This is a genomic window from Streptomyces tendae (assembly GCF_014650435.1).
GTDB classification, from domain to species: Bacteria; Actinomycetota; Actinomycetes; order Streptomycetales; family Streptomycetaceae; genus Streptomyces; species Streptomyces tendae.
In genome coordinates, this window is the sequence record NZ_BMUY01000006.1 from 298133 (window position 1) to 312779 (window position 14647).

The following is a 14647-nucleotide window of genomic DNA, read 5'->3' on the forward strand; positions in this document are numbered from 1 at the left end:
TTCGCTGCACCAGTGGGAGCGGTTCCACCAGTCGACGCGTTCGTCACGGCGCGTCCGAACTGCAAGGAGTCGCTCATGCGCCACCCCCCGCTCCACCTCCCGCGTTCAGGACTTTTAGCCGTTGCCGCAGCCGCGGCCGCTACCCGTCCCACGCCCCACCGGCCCGTGTGCCGGTTCGCTCACCCCTCGGGCCGCTCCGCCGTGCCCGCGGGCCGTTCCTGACCTCCGATCACGACGGCACCCCCATGCCGATCGGCAGCGGGCCGCGCCGACGAAAGCGCGGCCCGGGACGACAGCAGCACCCCCACGAAAGAAGGAACCCGCACTCATGACCCGTACCAGAACCGCGATGCTCGCCGCCCTGACCCTGGTCGCCGGCGCCTCCGGCACGGCACTGGCCGCCCATTCCGCGAGCGCCGGAGCCGCGGCCGCCGCCTGCACCGTCGACTACCAGGTGCAGAACGACTGGGGAAGCGGATTCACCGCTGCCGTGACCGTCACCAACAACGGTGCCGCCACGTCCAACTGGTCGCTGGGATGGACCTATGCCGGCAGCCAGAAGGTCACCAACAGCTGGAACGCGAAGGTGACGCAGAGCGGTGCCGCCGTCACCGCGGCCAACGAGTCCTACAACGGCACCCTGTCCACCGGCGGTTCGGCGAGCTTCGGCTTCCAGGGCACCTACAGCGGCAGCAACGCGATCCCGGCCACCTTCACCCTCAACGGCGTGACCTGCAACGTCGACGGCGGGACCGACCCCACGGACCCGCCCACCGATCCGACCGACCCGCCGACCGACCCCACCGGCCCGGGCGACCGGGTGGACAACCCCTATGACGGCGCCCAGGTCTACGTGAACCCCGAGTGGTCCGCCCACGCCGCCGCCGAGCCCGGCGGTGACCGCATCGCCGACGAGCCGACGGGTGTGTGGCTCGACCGGATCGCCGCCATCGAGGGCGCGAACGGCGGCATGGGCCTGCGCGACCACCTGGACGCGGCGCTGGAGCAGAAGGGCTCCGGCGAGATGGTCGTCCAGCTGGTCATCTACAACCTGCCGGGGCGCGACTGCTCCGCCCTCGCCTCCAACGGCGAGCTGGGTCCGACGGAGATCGACCGGTACAAGACCGAGTACATCGACCCGATCGCCGAGATCGTCTCCGACTCGAAGTACGCGGACCTCAGGATCGTCACCACGGTCGAGATCGACTCGCTGCCCAACCTGATCACCAACGTCTCCGGGCGGCCGACCGTCACGGAGAACTGCGACGTGATGAAGGCCAACGGCAACTACCAGAAGGGCGTCGGATACGCCCTGAACAAGCTCGCCGACGCCGGCAACGTCTACAACTACGTCGACGCCGGCCACCACGGCTGGCTCGGCTGGGACAGCAACTTCGGCCCGTCCGCCGAGATCTTCAAGACCGCCGCCACCACCGAGGGCGCGACCCTCGACGACGTGCACGGCTTCATCGTCAACACCGCCAACTACAGTGCCCTGAAGGAGGAGAACTTCAAGATCACGGACTCGGTGAACGGGACCTCGGTGCGCCAGTCCGACTGGGTCGACTGGAACCAGTACACCGACGAGCTGTCCTACGCCCAGGCCATGCGCGACAAGCTGGTCTCGATCGGCTTCGACCAGAACCTCGGCATGCTGATCGACACCTCCCGCAACGGCTGGGGCGGCGCCGACCGGCCCACCGGACCGGGCGCGACGACCGACGTGAACACCTACGTGGACGGCGGGCGCTACGACCGCCGCATCCACCTCGGCAACTGGTGCAACCAGTCCGGAGCCGGCCTCGGCGAGCGCCCGCAGGCCAGCCCCGCCGCCGGAATCGACGCGTACGTGTGGATGAAGCCCCCGGGCGAGTCCGACGGCTCCAGCAAGCTGATCGAGAACCCGGACGGCAAGGGCTTCGACCGGATGTGCGACCCCACCTACACGGGCAACGAGCGCAACGGCAACAACATGTCGGGCGCCCTGCCCGACGCCCCGATCTCCGGGGCCTGGTTCTCCGCGCAGTTCCAGGAGCTGATGAAGAACGCCTACCCGCCCCTGTCGTGAGCGGCTTCACCCGCGCGCGGCGCGGGTGAACCGCCGGGGTCCGGTCCTTGCGGGCCGGGCCCCGGCGGCCTCCTCTTTTTTGCGGGAGCGGCAACATCGGTTGCACCCCGGCGGTGAGTCGTCGCACGCTGGCGGCACCGCGAACGGGAGGCTACCGGCATGGCGCACGACCACCACCACGACACACACGACCCCGCCCACCAGCAGGGACACGGGCAGGGACATGGGCACGGACACGGGCACACGCACGACCACGCCGACATCGACTGGTCCGAGATGGCCCCGCACCTGGAGGCGCAGGCCGAGCTGTACACGCCGCTGTACCGGCAGGCCATGACCTGGCTGGCCCGGGAGGTGACCGAGCCCGGCCTCGTCGTCGACGTCGGCAGCGGACCCGGCGTCGTCTCCTGCCTGTTCGCCGAGACCTTCCCCGGCGCCCGCGTGGTCGCCGCCGACGGCGCCGCACCGCTGCTCGAACGGGCCCGCGCCCGTGCCGAACGGCTCGGGTTCGGCGACCGCTTCGGCACCCTCGCCGGGGACCTGCCCGGCGCACTGGCCGAGCTGGACTACCCCGCCGACCTGATGTGGGCCAGCCAGAGCCTGCACCACCTGCCCGACCAGAGGGCCGCCCTCGCCGCGCTCGGCGGGCACCTCGCACCCGGCGGCACCCTGGCGATCCTGGAGGGCGGACTGCCCGCCCGGTTCCTGCCCCGCGACATCGGGATCGGGCGCCCCGGGCTCCAGGCCAGGATCCGCGCCGTGGAGGAGGACGCGTTCGCCGAGATGCGCGCGGACCTGCCGGACTCCGTGGCCGAGGCCGAGGACTGGGCCGCGATGCTGACGGCCGCCGGACTGAAGCACACCGGCACCCGCAGCTTCCTCCTTGACCTGCCCGCACCCGTCTCCGACGCGGCCCGCGACTACGTCACCACGTCACTGACCCGGCTGCGCGAGCGGATCGGCGAGCGTCTCGACGCCGAGGACCGCGCCACCCTGGACCGGCTGCTCGACCCCGCCGACGAGGCGGGCCTGCACCGCCGCCAGGACGTTTTCCTGCTGGTGGCGCACACCGTGTACACGGCGGTACGGCCGGTCTGAGGCCGTCGCCGCCGACGCTCGCGCTTGACATCGAGAGCGCTCCAAGTGATGGACTCCCCGCTGTCCGTGCGAGAAGCAGGAACAGACACAGGGGGACTCATGACCGACACACCGGTCACGCTCATCACCGGCGGCGGCAGGGGCATCGGAGCGGCCGTCGCCCGGCGGCTGCTGGACGCGGGGCAGCGGGTGGCCGTCACGGGACGCGGGGAGGAGAGGCTGCGGGGGTTCAGCGCGGAACTCGGTGACCCGGAGGGCCTGCTGACGATCCGCGGCAGCGCCGCCGAGCACGCCCAGGTGGCCGCCGCGGTCGAGACCACGCTCAAGGAGTTCGGCCGTCTCGACACGGTCGTCGCCAACGCCGGTTTCGCCACCCACGACTCGGTCGCCGAGGGCGACCCCGCGGGCTGGACCGAGATGGTGCTGACCAACGTGCTGGGCCCGGCCCTGCTGATCAGGGCCTCCATCGACGCGCTCAAGGAGACCCGCGGACGGATCGTGCTGGTGGGCAGCGTCGCGGGCTTCGTGAACACCCCGGGCAACATCTACGGCGCCACCAAGTGGGCGGTGACCGGGCTCGCCGAGAACACCCGGCGCGAGGTGACGCAGTGGGGCGTGGGCGTGACCCTGATCGCGCCCGGCCGGGTGGAGACCCCGTTCTGGGACGGCACCGGCGGACTGCCGCCCGGCGAGCTCCTCACCGCCGACCAGATCGCCGACTCGGTCGTCTGGGCCATGACCCAGCCCGCCGGGGTCGACGTCAACACCGTGGTCGTACGGCCGCTGGGGCAGCCCAACTGAACACGGACGCGGGGGCCCGGCCGCGTCCGCGGCCGGGCCCCCGCGTCCGTGCGTGTCGCTCAGGAGTTGACGTCCGCCGGGTCCGAGCCCAGGCGCCGGTCCTCGTTGAGCGCGCTGATCGCCGCGAGGTCCTCGGTGTCCAGGGAGAAGCCGAACACGTCGATGTTCTCCTTGATCCGGGACGGCGTCACGGACTTCGGAATCACCACGTTCCCCAGCTGGAGGTGCCAGCGCAGCACGACCTGGGCCGGGGTGCGCCCGTGCTTCTGGGCGATCGCGACGATCGCCGGGATGTCCAGGATGCCCTTGCCGGAGCCGAGCGGGGACCATGCCTCGGTGGCGATGCCCTGCTCCGCGTGCACCTCGCGGGCGGCGTGCTGCTGCAGGTGCGGGTGCAGCTCGATCTGGTTGACGGCCGGGATCACCGACGTCTCGGCGGTCAGCCGCTCCAGGTGCTCCGGCAGGAAGTTGGACACGCCGATGGCGCGGACCCGCCCGTCGGCCAGGAGCTTCTCGAACGCCTTGTAGGTGTCGACGTACTTCTCCCTGGCCGGCATGGGCCAGTGGATCAGGTAGAGGTCGAGGTACTCCAGGCCGAGCTTCGCCATCGAGGCGTCGAAGGCGCGGAGGGTGGAGTCGTACCCCTGGTCGCTGTTCCAGAGCTTGGTGGTGACGAAGAGGTCCTCGCGGGCCAGACCGGAGGCGGCGATCGCCCTGCCGGTGCCCTCTTCATTGCCGTAGATCGCCGCTGTGTCGATGCTGCGGTACCCGGCCTCCAGGGCCAGGGCGACGGCGGTCTGCGCCTCGTCGTCCGGCACCTGCCAGACGCCGAAGCCCAGCTGGGGCATCTCGACGCCGTTGTTCAGGGTGATCGGGGGGACCTTGCTGCTCACGAGCTCTTGATCCTTCGGTTGTGGTCAGGTGGTACTCATATCGTCAACGATCACGAGCCCCGACGCATTCCTGACCGTGGAACTCACGCTGTGTAAAGCGCCTCGACCTCGGTGCCGTAGGCGTTCTCGATGGCCTTGCGCTTCAGCTTCAGCGAGGGGGTCAGCAGCCCGTGCTCCTCGGTGAACGGCTGGGCGAGGATGCGGAAGGTGCGGATCGACTCGGCCTGGGACACCAGCGTGTTGGCCGCGACGACCGCGCGCCGCACCTCCGTCTCCAGGTCGGCGTCGTGCACCAGGTCGGCCGGGGCCAGCTGCGGCTTGTTGCGCATCGTCAGCCAGTGCTCGACCGCCTCCTGGTCCAGCGTGATGAGGGCGGCCACGTAGGGCCGGTCGTTGCCGACGACGATGCACTGGTTGACCAGCGGATGGTCGCGCACCCGCTCCTCCAGCAGCCCCGGGGACACGCTCTTGCCGCCGGAGGTCACCAGGATCTCCTTCTTGCGGCCGGTGATGGTGAGGTAGCCGTCCTCGTCCAGGGCACCGAGGTCGCCGGTGGCCAGCCAGCCGTCGTGCAGGGTCTCGTCGGTGGCCTTGGGGTTGTTCAGGTAGCCCTCGAAGACGTTGTCGCCGTTGAGCCAGATCTCGCCGTCGTCCGCGATGTGCACGGTCATGCCCGGTATCGGCTGCCCGACGGTGCCGTAGCGGGTGCGCTCGGGCGGGTTGGCGGTGGCGGCCGCCGTGGACTCGGTCAGGCCGTAGCCCTCGTAGATCTGCACGCCCGCGCCCGCGAAGAACAGCCCGAGGCGCCGGTCCATCGCCGATCCGCCCGACATCGCGTTGCGGATCCGTCCGCCCATCGCGGCCCGGACCTTGGAGTAGACGAGCTTGTCGAAGAACTGGTGCTGCATGCGCAGGCCCGCCGACGGGCCCGGGCCGTCGCCCCAGGCCTTCGCCTCCACCGCCTCCGCGTACTTCACGGCCACGTCGACGGCCTTCTCGAAGGGTCCGGCCTTCCCCTCCTTCTCGGCCTTGCGCCGCGCCGCGTTGAACACCTTCTCGAAGATGTACGGCACCGCCAGGATGAAGGTGGGCCGGAAGGCGGCCAGGTCGGGCAGCAGGGCCGCGGCGTTCAGCTGCGGCTGGTGGCCGAAGCGGACCCGGCCGCGGATCGCCGCGACCTCCACCATCCGCCCGAAGACGTGCGCGAGCGGCAGGAACAGCAGGGTGGCCGCCTCGTCGCCCCGCTTGGAGTGGAACACCGGCTCCCAGCGCTCGATGACGGTGTCCGCCTCGTACATGAAGTTGCCGTGGGTCAGGACGCAGCCCTTGGGGCGGCCGGTGGTGCCCGAGGTGTAGATGACGGTGGCCACCGAGTCCGGGGTGACCGCCTTGCGGTGCCGGTGGACCACCTCGTCGTCGAGGTGCGCGCCCGCGTCGTACAGCTCCTGGACGGCGCCGGAGTCCAGCTGCCACAGGCCGCGCAGGTGCGGCAGCCGGTCGATGACGGTGGCGATCGTCATCGCGTGGTCCTCGTGCTCCACGACCGCGGCCGTCACCTCGGCGTCGTAGAGCATCCACATGCACTGCTCGGCCGAGGAGGTCGGGTAGATCGGCACCACCTGGGCACCGATCGTCCACAGGGCGAAGTCGAACAGGGTCCACTCGTAGCGGGTGCGGGACATGATGGCGACCCGGTCGCCGAAGCGGATGCCCTGGGCCAGCAGCCCCTTGGCGAGGGCGAGCACCTCGTCGCGGAAGGCGCCGGCGGTGACGTCCCGCCACTGCCCGGCCTCGTCCTTGCGGCCGAGCGCGATGTACCGCGGATCCTCCTCGGCATGCTCGAAGACGACGTCGGCCAGACCGCCCACCGGTGGTGCCAACGTCAACGGAGGACTGGTGAACTCGCGCAAACCCCGCTCCCCGCTTTTCGATCCCCGCTTTTCGATGCCGCCCCCGCACAGCGCGGTGAAAGCTACCCCACCCGACGCGGGGACGGGAGGGGCGTCAAAATCGAACAGGGCTCATGTTCGCGCTGGTCAGCGAGAGGAAATGCGCTCACATGGGGAAGGGTCGGACAGTTTCCTGACGGTTGAGTAAGGTTCGGTGCCGTAATCTCCACCGAATCTGTACGACCCGCTTACCGCCGGTACGGGGCTACCGGAGCGGCCTCTTCCTCTTTCAGCGCGGGCGGCGCGGAATCTGTCACACCGGCAACTCGCCCTCCGCGTTCGGCCCTGACCAGGACGAGCACGAGCACCCCGGCGACCGCCGCGACCGCGCCCGCGGCCACCGCGGCCGCGTTCAGTCCGGAGGCGAACGCGGCCCGCAGCGCATGCTCGCCGAACGCACCCCGCAGGGCGCCCGCCGCACCGCCCGCCAGGCCGTGCGCCGCGTCGTGCGGCAGCGAGTCCCCCATCCGCGAGGTCAGCACCGTGCCGAACACGGCGATGCCGAGCGCGTACCCGAGCTGCCGGAAGGTGTTGACCGCGCCCCCGGCCATGCCGGACCGCTCCGCCGGGACCGCCGCCAGCGCCGCGCCCGCGATGCCCGGCGAGACCAGACCCGTCCCGACGCCCACCAGGAGCAGCCCCGGCACCAGGGCGGAGGCCGTGGAGCCCGCGTCCAGGAACGCCATGCAGAACTGGCCCGCCGCGATCAGCAGCAGCCCGCCCCCGATGGTCAGCCGGGCCGGCACCCCGTGCAGCAGCCGCCCGCCCGCCGCGGCCACCACGAACGACGCCAGCGACAGCCACACGAACACCAGACCGCCGCGCACCGGGCTCATCCCCAGCATCGTCTGCAGCCATATGGAGGTGTACGCCATCACACCGAACGCCGCCGCGTTGAAGGCCAGCCCGCCCAGCATCACGCCCGAGAACGCGGGCCGCAGGAACAGCCGCGGGTCCAGCAGCGGATCGGCGACCCGGCGCTCCACGGCGACGAACGCGCCCAGCGCCACCACCGCCAGCACGAAGGAGACGAGCGTGCCGCCCTCCGTCCAGCCGTGCGACCCGGCCCGCACCGCCCCGTACGTCAGCGCCCCGGCGAAGGCCGCGAAGAGCGCCGTCCCCGCCCAGTCCACGCGGCGTCCGGCCGCGCCGCGGGACTCCGGCACCACGCGCAGCGTCAGCCAGACCGCCACCACGCTCACCGGCAGGTTCACCCAGAAGATCCAGCGCCAGCCCGGACCGTCGGTGAGCAGCCCGCCCAGCACCGGCCCCACGGCCGCCGCCGCGCCGCTGACCGCGCCCCACACCCCGAGCGCCATCGACCGCCGGCGCCCCTGGTAGACCGAGCCGAGCAGCGGCAGCGTGGTGGCGAACATCGCCGCCGCGCCCACTCCCTGCAGTCCGCGCGCGGCGATCAGCATCCCGGGTCCGGTGGCCAGCCCGCACAGCAGCGACGCCGCCGCGAACAGCACCACGCCCGCCACGTGCACCCGGCGCCGTCCCAGGACGTCGGCCGCGGCTCCGAGCCCCAGCAGCAGCGCGGCCAGCGCCAGCGCGTAGCCGTCCATCACCCACTGCAGATCGCTCAGCGACGCGTGCAGCCCCCTGGACATGTCCGGCAGCGCGACCACCGCGATGGTCACGTCGAGGAGCAGCATGAACGTCCCCAGGCACACCGCCGTGAGCGGCCCCCATGTACGCATGTTCCGTCTTCTTCCTGTGTGCTACGAGTGTCCGTGCCTCCGTACGATGGACCGAAACCGGCAGATCGACCCCGTTCATGGCGCTCGCATGACGGAATCCGATGGGAGAGCCCGTGATGCGGATGGAATCCGACACCTTCGACGAACTGGACCTGCGCGTGCTGGACGCGCTGGAAGTGAACGGGCGCGCCTCCTTCAGCCGCATCGGGGCGGTGCTCGGCGTCTCCGACCAGACCGTCGCCCGCCGCTACCGCAGGCTGTGCGCCGAGGGCGGGCTGCGGGTGGTCGCCGTCCGGGACGCCGAGCGGCTCGGCCAGGACCACTGGACACTGCGGCTGCGCTGCGTCCCCGACAGCGCGCCGGCCATCGCGGACGCCCTCGCCAAGCGGCCCGACACCAACTGGATCGGGCTGGCCGCGGGCGGCACGGAGATCATCTTCGGTACCCGGCCGCGCAGCCCCGGCGACCGGGACGACCTGCTGCTCGGCAAGCTGCCGCGCACCCCGCGCGTCCTGGAGATCCACGCCCACCAGATCCTGCACCGCTTCTACGGCGGCCCCAGTGGCTGGCTCCGCAAGTTCGGCGTCCTCGGCGACGACCAGGTCGCGGCGCTGCGGCCGCAGAGCGCACCGCGCCCGCCGGGTCCGGCCCGCATCGACCCCGAGGACGAGCCGCTCCTCGACGTACTGGAGCGCGACGGGCGCGCCGGCCACCCCGAACTGCAGCGTGCCACCGGCCGGTCCGAGTCCGCGGTCAAACGCCGTCTGGCGGCGCTGCTCGACTCCGGTGCCGTGTACATCGACGTGGAGTACCACTCGGAGATCCTCGGCTACCCGACCGCCGCCGTGCTGTGGCTCACCACCAGCCCGGCCGCGCTGCACCGGGTCGGCGAGGCCCTCGCCGCACACGACGAGATCGCCCACGCCGCCGCCACCGCGGGCCCGTCCAACATCGTCGCCACCGCGGTCGTCCGCAACACCGCCGACCTCTACGCCTACCTCAGCGGTCCGCTCGGCCGCCTGGAGGGCGTCCAGCACGTGGAGGCGTCGCCCTTCCTGCGCCGGGTCAAGCAGCTCACCTATCCGAGGCCCGTGCGCTGAGGCCGGTGCAGCCGGTCGCCGCTCGCCAGGATCGCCGCCGCCAGCGCGTCCGCCGCGCCCTGCGCCGAGGGGCGGCGCCGGCCGTGCACCAGCACGAAGTCCACGCGGCCCAGCTCGGGCAGCCCGGCCCGGTCCGGCAGCCGGACCAGCCCGGGCGGGACGAGGCCGCGGGAGTGCGCCATCACGCCCAGACCCGCACGGGCGGCGGCGATCAGGCCGTTCAGGCTGCCGCTGGTGCAGGCCACGTGCCAGGCCCTGCCCTGGCGTTGCAGGGCGTCCAGCGCCAGTGCGCGGGTGATGCCGGGCGGCGGATAGACGATGAGCGGCACCGGGCGGTCCGGGTCCAGCCGCAGTCGCGGCGCCCCGATCCACACCAGCCGGTCGCTCCACACGGGCTCGCCGCGCGGGTCCTCGGGCCGCCGCTTGGCCAGCACCAGGTCCAGTTTCCCGGCCGCCAGCCGCTCGTGCAGGGTGCCGGACAGCTCCACCGTCAGCTCCAGGTCGACCTCCGGATGGTGGTGCCGGAAGCCCTCCAGGATCTCCGGCAGCCGGGTCAGCACGAAGTCCTCGGAGGCCCCGAACCGCAGCCGCCCGCGCAGTCGGGTGCCCGTGAAGAACGCCGCCGCCTGCTCGTGCACCTCCAGGATCCGGCGCGCGAACCCGAGCATCGCCTCCCCGTCCTCCGTCAGCTCCACGGAGTGCGTGTCACGGCTGAACAACTGCCGCCCGGTGGCGTCCTCCAGGCGCCGCACGTGCTGGCTCACCGTCGACTGACGCAGCCCGAGCCGCCGGGCGGCCTGCGTGAAGCTCAGCGTCTGGGCCACCGACAGGAAGGTACGCAGGTGGGAGGGGTCGTACATGCCGCCAGACTAACGGCGGCCATCGAGGATCGCGATGACAGTCAGAGCGGTATACCGGATTCCCGATCGCCGGGCGGGGGAGCACCATGGAGCGGGGACCCGTGACCCCGTCGTGTGAACAGAACGAGTGAGCAGCGAGCAAGTGGAGCACCGTGAAACGCCTGCGTTGGCCGCGCTGGATGCCGATCGACCCGTACATCCTGCTGCTGCTCGGCACGGTGGGCCTCGCGGCGCTGCTGCCGGCCCGCGGCACGGGCGCGGACGTCGCCTCCGGCGCCTCGACCGGCGCGATCGCGTTCCTCTTCTTCCTCTACGGCGCCCGGCTGTCCACCCGTGAGGCGATGGACGGCGTACGGCACTGGCGGTTGCACGTGACCGTGCTGGCCTGCACCTTCGTGGTCTTCCCGCTGCTCGGCCTCGCCTCCCGCGGTCTGGTCCCGGTGTTCCTGACCGACCCCCTCCACCAGGGCCTGCTCTTCCTCACCCTGGTCCCGTCGACCATCCAGTCGTCCATCGCCTTCACCTCCATCGCCCGCGGCAACGTGCCCGCCGCCATCTGCGCCGGGTCCTTCTCCTCACTGGTCGGCATCGCCGTCACGCCACTGCTGGCCGCCGCCCTGCTGGGCGGCGGCGGGGGCGGGTTCTCCGCCGACTCGGTGGTGGAGATCGTGCTGCAACTGCTGCTGCCGTTCGTGGCCGGGCAGGTGCTGCGCCGGTGGATCGGGGGCTTCGTCGCCCGGCACAGGAAGGTGCTCGGTCTCGTCGACCGCGGCTCCATCCTCCTGGTCGTCTACACGGCGTTCAGCGAGGGCATGGTCCAGGGCGTCTGGCACCAGGTGAGCCCGGTGCGGCTGGCCGGGCTGCTGGCCGTCGAGGCGGTACTGCTGGCCGTGATGCTGCTCCTGACCTGGTACGGGGCGAAGGGCCTCGGCTTCGGGCGGGCGGACCGGATCGCGATCCAGTTCGCCGGGTCCAAGAAGTCGCTGGCCGCCGGACTGCCCATGGCGAGCGTGCTGTTCGGCGCCCAGGCATCACTGGCGGTACTGCCGCTGATGCTCTTCCACCAGATGCAGCTGATGGTGTGCGCGGTCATCGCCAAACGCCGGTCGCGCGACCCGGAGGCGCCCCCGGCCGAGCCGGACGCCGCCCCGGTGCGCACCGCGGTCGGCACCGGCGGCTGCTCCGCCTGAGGCGTCCGCGCCCGCACGGTGCCGGTCAGCCGCCCGTGCCCGCCCCGGCCGCCCCGTCCACCCGGTCCAGGGGCAGGTGCAGGACGGTGCTCGCGAGCGCGGCGGGCGGCGCACCCGCCGCGATCTCCGCGTCCGTCAGGGCCCGGTTCCACACCCGCACGTCGTCGACGGCGCCGGTGAACCGGGCCCGTCCGTCCACCCGTTCACCGACGTGCACGCCGAAGGGCGAGTTCCGGCTGACCGAACCCGGTACGTCCGCCGCGTCCGCCGCGGCCGCACCGTCGAGGAACAGCGTGATCCTGCCCCCGCCGCGGCGCAGCGCCAGACGGTGCCACCGCCCGTCGTTGTGGGCCCCGTCGGCGCGCACCCACGCCGAGCGCGGTGCCGCCGCGCCGTCGCGCGTGGTGATCAGCCCCTGTACCCGCCCGTTGCCGGGCTCGGCGCGCAGCCACACCTGGGGCTGCGTCGTGCCGACCCCGCCCATCCACAGCAGCGGCTGCTCCCCGCCGGACGCCGAGTAGCGGAACCACAGCGCCGCCGTGAAGTCCCCCTCCCCGAGCGCCAGCCGCTCGTCGTAGGGCAGTCGTACGGCGTCGTCGGCGCCGTCGAGGGCGAGCGCGCCGCCCACCGCGCCGTCCGTCGTCCCGGCACCGCCGAGCACGGCCGCGGGCGCGGCACCGGGGGCGAGATCGGGGCTGGTGGGGTCGGCGGGCCGGCGCGGCGCGAGCCAGTCCTCGGTGAAGCGGGCGAAGCGGATCTCGTCCCGGGCGTCGGACGCCCCGCCCTCGTACAGCAGGCCCACGGCGGCGTCGTCGACGGACACCAGGTCCGAGTAGCCCGACCAGTCCCGGGTGACGAGCGTGCCGCGGTCCACGCTGTCCCAGGTCGCGCCGCCGTCCCAGGAGGAGCGGACCGTCATCGTCCGGCGGCGGTCGGGGTCGGCCGGTACGGACAGCAGGGTGCGGTCGCCGAGGCGCAGCACCGCGCCCTGCACCTGCGGGGCGTACAGGTCCGGCAGCGCCCGGAACGGGGCCGCGAAGGTGTCGCCGCCGTCCCGGCTGAGCGCCTGGGTGCGGTGGCCGAGGTCGGTGCCGTTCTCCTCCCGGCCGCTGACCAGGAGCGCACCGTCGGCGCGTTCGGTGAGGGTCAGTTCGGAGGGCTTCTGCCGGAAGGTGCCGTCGGCGGCGACGGGCCAGGTGTCGGTGGCGCCGGTCCTCCAGTGCTCGCCGCCGTCGTCGCTGACCACGAGGGCCGCGTGGTTGGCGGTGATCCGGGTGCCGTCCCAGGTCTCGGCGTTGACGCCGACGACGAGCCGGCCGGGGTGGGCGCCGCCGGTGAGCTGGACGCCGTGCACGGGGCCGGTGGCGTACCAGGAGTTCCAGTCGGGCGGGAGGATCTCGGGGCTCAGGTCGCGGGGCGCGGACCAGGTGCGGCCGTCGTCGTCGCTGTGCTGGAGGTGCGGCGTGCGGGCGCAGGGCACCGCGCAGTTGGCGCCGTCCGTGCGGCCCGCGTTGTACGTCTCCAGCAGTAGGACGCGGCCGGTGGCACGGTCGACGACCGGGGCCGGGTTGCCGTGGGTGTCGCCGCCGCCGTCGTTGACGACCTGCAGCGGGCCCCAGGTGCGTCCGCCGTCGGTGGAGCGCTTGAGGACGACGTCGATGTCACCGGCGTCCCCGCAGTCGAGGACGCGGCCCTCGGCGAAGGCGAGCAGGGTGCCGTCCGTGGTGCGCACGATCGCCGGGATGCGGAAGCAGGCGTACCCGCCGGGGTCGCGGGCCGCGTCGAAGAGCACCTGCTCCTCGAACGCGGGTGCGCGGTCGCCGGGTCCCGCGTGTGCCGGGAAGGGAGAGGACGCGGCGAGCGCGCAGGACGTGGCGAGCGCGAGCCAGAAGGGACGGCGGGTTCGAGGGGGCATGGCGCGGTCTGCCCTTCGGGCGGCTGGTGGAGGGGACCCTTTCGTCCGGACATCAGTACAAGAGACACCTTGTGTCCGCGGGGACCGCGCAGTCCCCCGCGTGTCGGACACCGACGCGGTCGAGGCGGGGCCCCCGGGGCGCAGGGGGCGCTCCCCGCCCGGCAGGGGCCCCGCCGCCGTGCAGCGGGGAGGGTGGGGTCAGCCCTGGGCGGCCGCGGCCCGCAGGGCGACTCGCTCCTCACCCGCGTACACGTTCATGGAGCTGCCGCGCAGGAAGCCCACCAGCGTCAGCCCGGTCTCGGCGGCCAGGTCCACGGCCAGCGAGGACGGCGCCGACACCGCGGCCAGCACCGGGATGCCCGCCATCACGGCCTTCTGCGCCAGCTCGAAGGAGGCCCGGCCCGACACCAGCAGCACGGAACGGGACAGCGGCAGGTCCCCGTTCTGCAGGGCGCGCCCGACCAGCTTGTCGACCGCGTTGTGCCGGCCCACGTCCTCCCGTACGTCCACCAGGTCGCCGTCCTCGGTGAACAGCGCCGCCGCGTGCAGCCCGCCCGTGCGGTCGAAGACCCGCTGGGAGGCGCGCAGCCGGTCGGGGAGGTCCGCGAGGAGTTCCGGGGTGACGCGGACCGGGGGAGTGTCGGCGATCGGCCAGCGGGCCGTCGTACGCACCGCGTCCAGGCTCGCCTTGCCGCACAGGCCGCAGGAGGAGGTGGTGTAGACGTTCCGCTCCAGGGTGATGTCGGGGACCCGCACACCGGGGGCGGTCTTCACGTCGACCACGTTGTAGGTGTTGGAGCCGTCGACGGTGGCGCCGGCGCAGTACACGATGTTCTGCAGGTCGCCCTGCTCGGCCAGCACGCCCTCGCTCACCAGGAAGCCCGCCGCCAGCGCGAAGTCGTCGCCGGGGGTGCGCATCGTGATGGCGAGCGGTTTGCCGTTCAGCCGGATCTCCAGCGGTTCCTCGGCGACGAGCGTGTCCGGGCGGGTGGAGACCGCCCCGTCCCTGATGCGGATGACCTTGCGTCGTTCCGTGACTCGTCCCATGTTCGTGCCCCTTGCGCCGGTCG

Annotated in this window: 11 protein-coding genes; 5 read left to right on the top strand and 6 right to left on the bottom strand. The window is 72.6% G+C overall.

Translation table 11 applies throughout. The features are described 5' to 3' along the window. Window positions 1-328 precede the first annotated feature (328 nt). The 3 genes from IE258_RS18555 (at window position 329) to IE258_RS18565 (ending at window position 3967) form a co-directional block, all read left to right on the top strand. Window positions 329-2068 carry a cellulose 1,4-beta-cellobiosidase gene (locus IE258_RS18555; protein WP_189744833.1) on the top strand — a complete coding sequence of 580 codons (1740 nt, stop codon included), beginning with the start codon at window positions 329-331 and terminating at the stop codon, window positions 2066-2068. Between the two features lie 159 nt (window positions 2069-2227). Further along, window positions 2228-3166: a class I SAM-dependent methyltransferase gene (locus tag IE258_RS18560; protein ID WP_189744835.1), complete on the top strand. Its 939-nt coding sequence runs from the start codon at window positions 2228-2230 to the stop codon at window positions 3164-3166. 99 nt (window positions 3167-3265) lie between these two features. Further along, window positions 3266-3967, top strand: a complete 702-nt coding sequence (locus IE258_RS18565) for an SDR family oxidoreductase (protein ID WP_189744837.1) — start codon at window positions 3266-3268, stop codon at window positions 3965-3967. A gap of 59 nt (window positions 3968-4026) precedes the next feature. On the opposite strand, the gene IE258_RS18570 is transcribed toward IE258_RS18565, so the two are convergent. The 3 genes from IE258_RS18570 to IE258_RS18580 form a co-directional block, all read right to left on the bottom strand. Continuing rightward, window positions 4027-4860 (bottom strand): aldo/keto reductase, encoded by an 834-nt coding sequence (locus IE258_RS18570; RefSeq protein ID WP_159325697.1) that lies wholly within the window; start codon window positions 4858-4860, stop codon window positions 4027-4029. Window positions 4861-4943: 83 nt separating this feature from the next. Continuing rightward, a complete protein-coding gene (locus IE258_RS18575; RefSeq protein ID WP_189744839.1) occupies window positions 4944-6770 on the bottom strand; it encodes an AMP-dependent synthetase/ligase in 1827 nt (608 codons plus the stop codon). Between the two features lie 227 nt (window positions 6771-6997). Beyond that, window positions 6998-8512: an MFS transporter gene (locus IE258_RS18580; RefSeq protein ID WP_189744841.1), complete on the bottom strand. Its 1515-nt coding sequence runs from the start codon at window positions 8510-8512 to the stop codon at window positions 6998-7000. A 116-nt stretch (window positions 8513-8628) separates the two neighbouring features. Here IE258_RS18580 and IE258_RS18585 point away from each other — a divergent pair, with 116 nt between their 5' ends. After that, a complete protein-coding gene (locus IE258_RS18585; protein ID WP_189744843.1) occupies window positions 8629-9612 on the top strand; it encodes an Lrp/AsnC family transcriptional regulator in 984 nt (327 codons plus the stop codon). Here the strand turns inward: IE258_RS18585 and IE258_RS18590 are convergent. Continuing rightward, a complete protein-coding gene (locus tag IE258_RS18590) occupies window positions 9591-10472 on the bottom strand; it encodes a LysR substrate-binding domain-containing protein (protein WP_159325701.1) in 882 nt (293 codons plus the stop codon). The two genes, IE258_RS18585 and IE258_RS18590, sit on opposite strands and share 22 nt — an antisense overlap. A 152-nt stretch (window positions 10473-10624) precedes the next feature. Between IE258_RS18590 and IE258_RS18595 the strand changes: the two genes are divergently transcribed. Continuing rightward, window positions 10625-11662 carry a bile acid:sodium symporter family protein gene (locus IE258_RS18595; RefSeq protein ID WP_189744845.1) on the top strand — a complete coding sequence of 346 codons (1038 nt, stop codon included), beginning with the start codon at window positions 10625-10627 and terminating at the stop codon, window positions 11660-11662. A gap of 25 nt (window positions 11663-11687) precedes the next feature. Here IE258_RS18595 and IE258_RS18600 read toward each other — a convergent pair whose 3' ends face one another. Together IE258_RS18600 and fdhD are read right to left on the bottom strand one after the other, a co-directional pair. Further along, window positions 11688-13577 (bottom strand): exo-alpha-sialidase, encoded by a 1890-nt coding sequence (locus IE258_RS18600; protein WP_189744847.1) that lies wholly within the window; start codon window positions 13575-13577, stop codon window positions 11688-11690. Window positions 13578-13775: 198 nt separating this feature from the next. Further along, a complete protein-coding gene (gene fdhD, locus IE258_RS18605; RefSeq protein WP_189744849.1) occupies window positions 13776-14624 on the bottom strand; it encodes a formate dehydrogenase accessory sulfurtransferase FdhD in 849 nt (282 codons plus the stop codon). Between the last annotated feature and the right edge of the window lie 23 nt (window positions 14625-14647).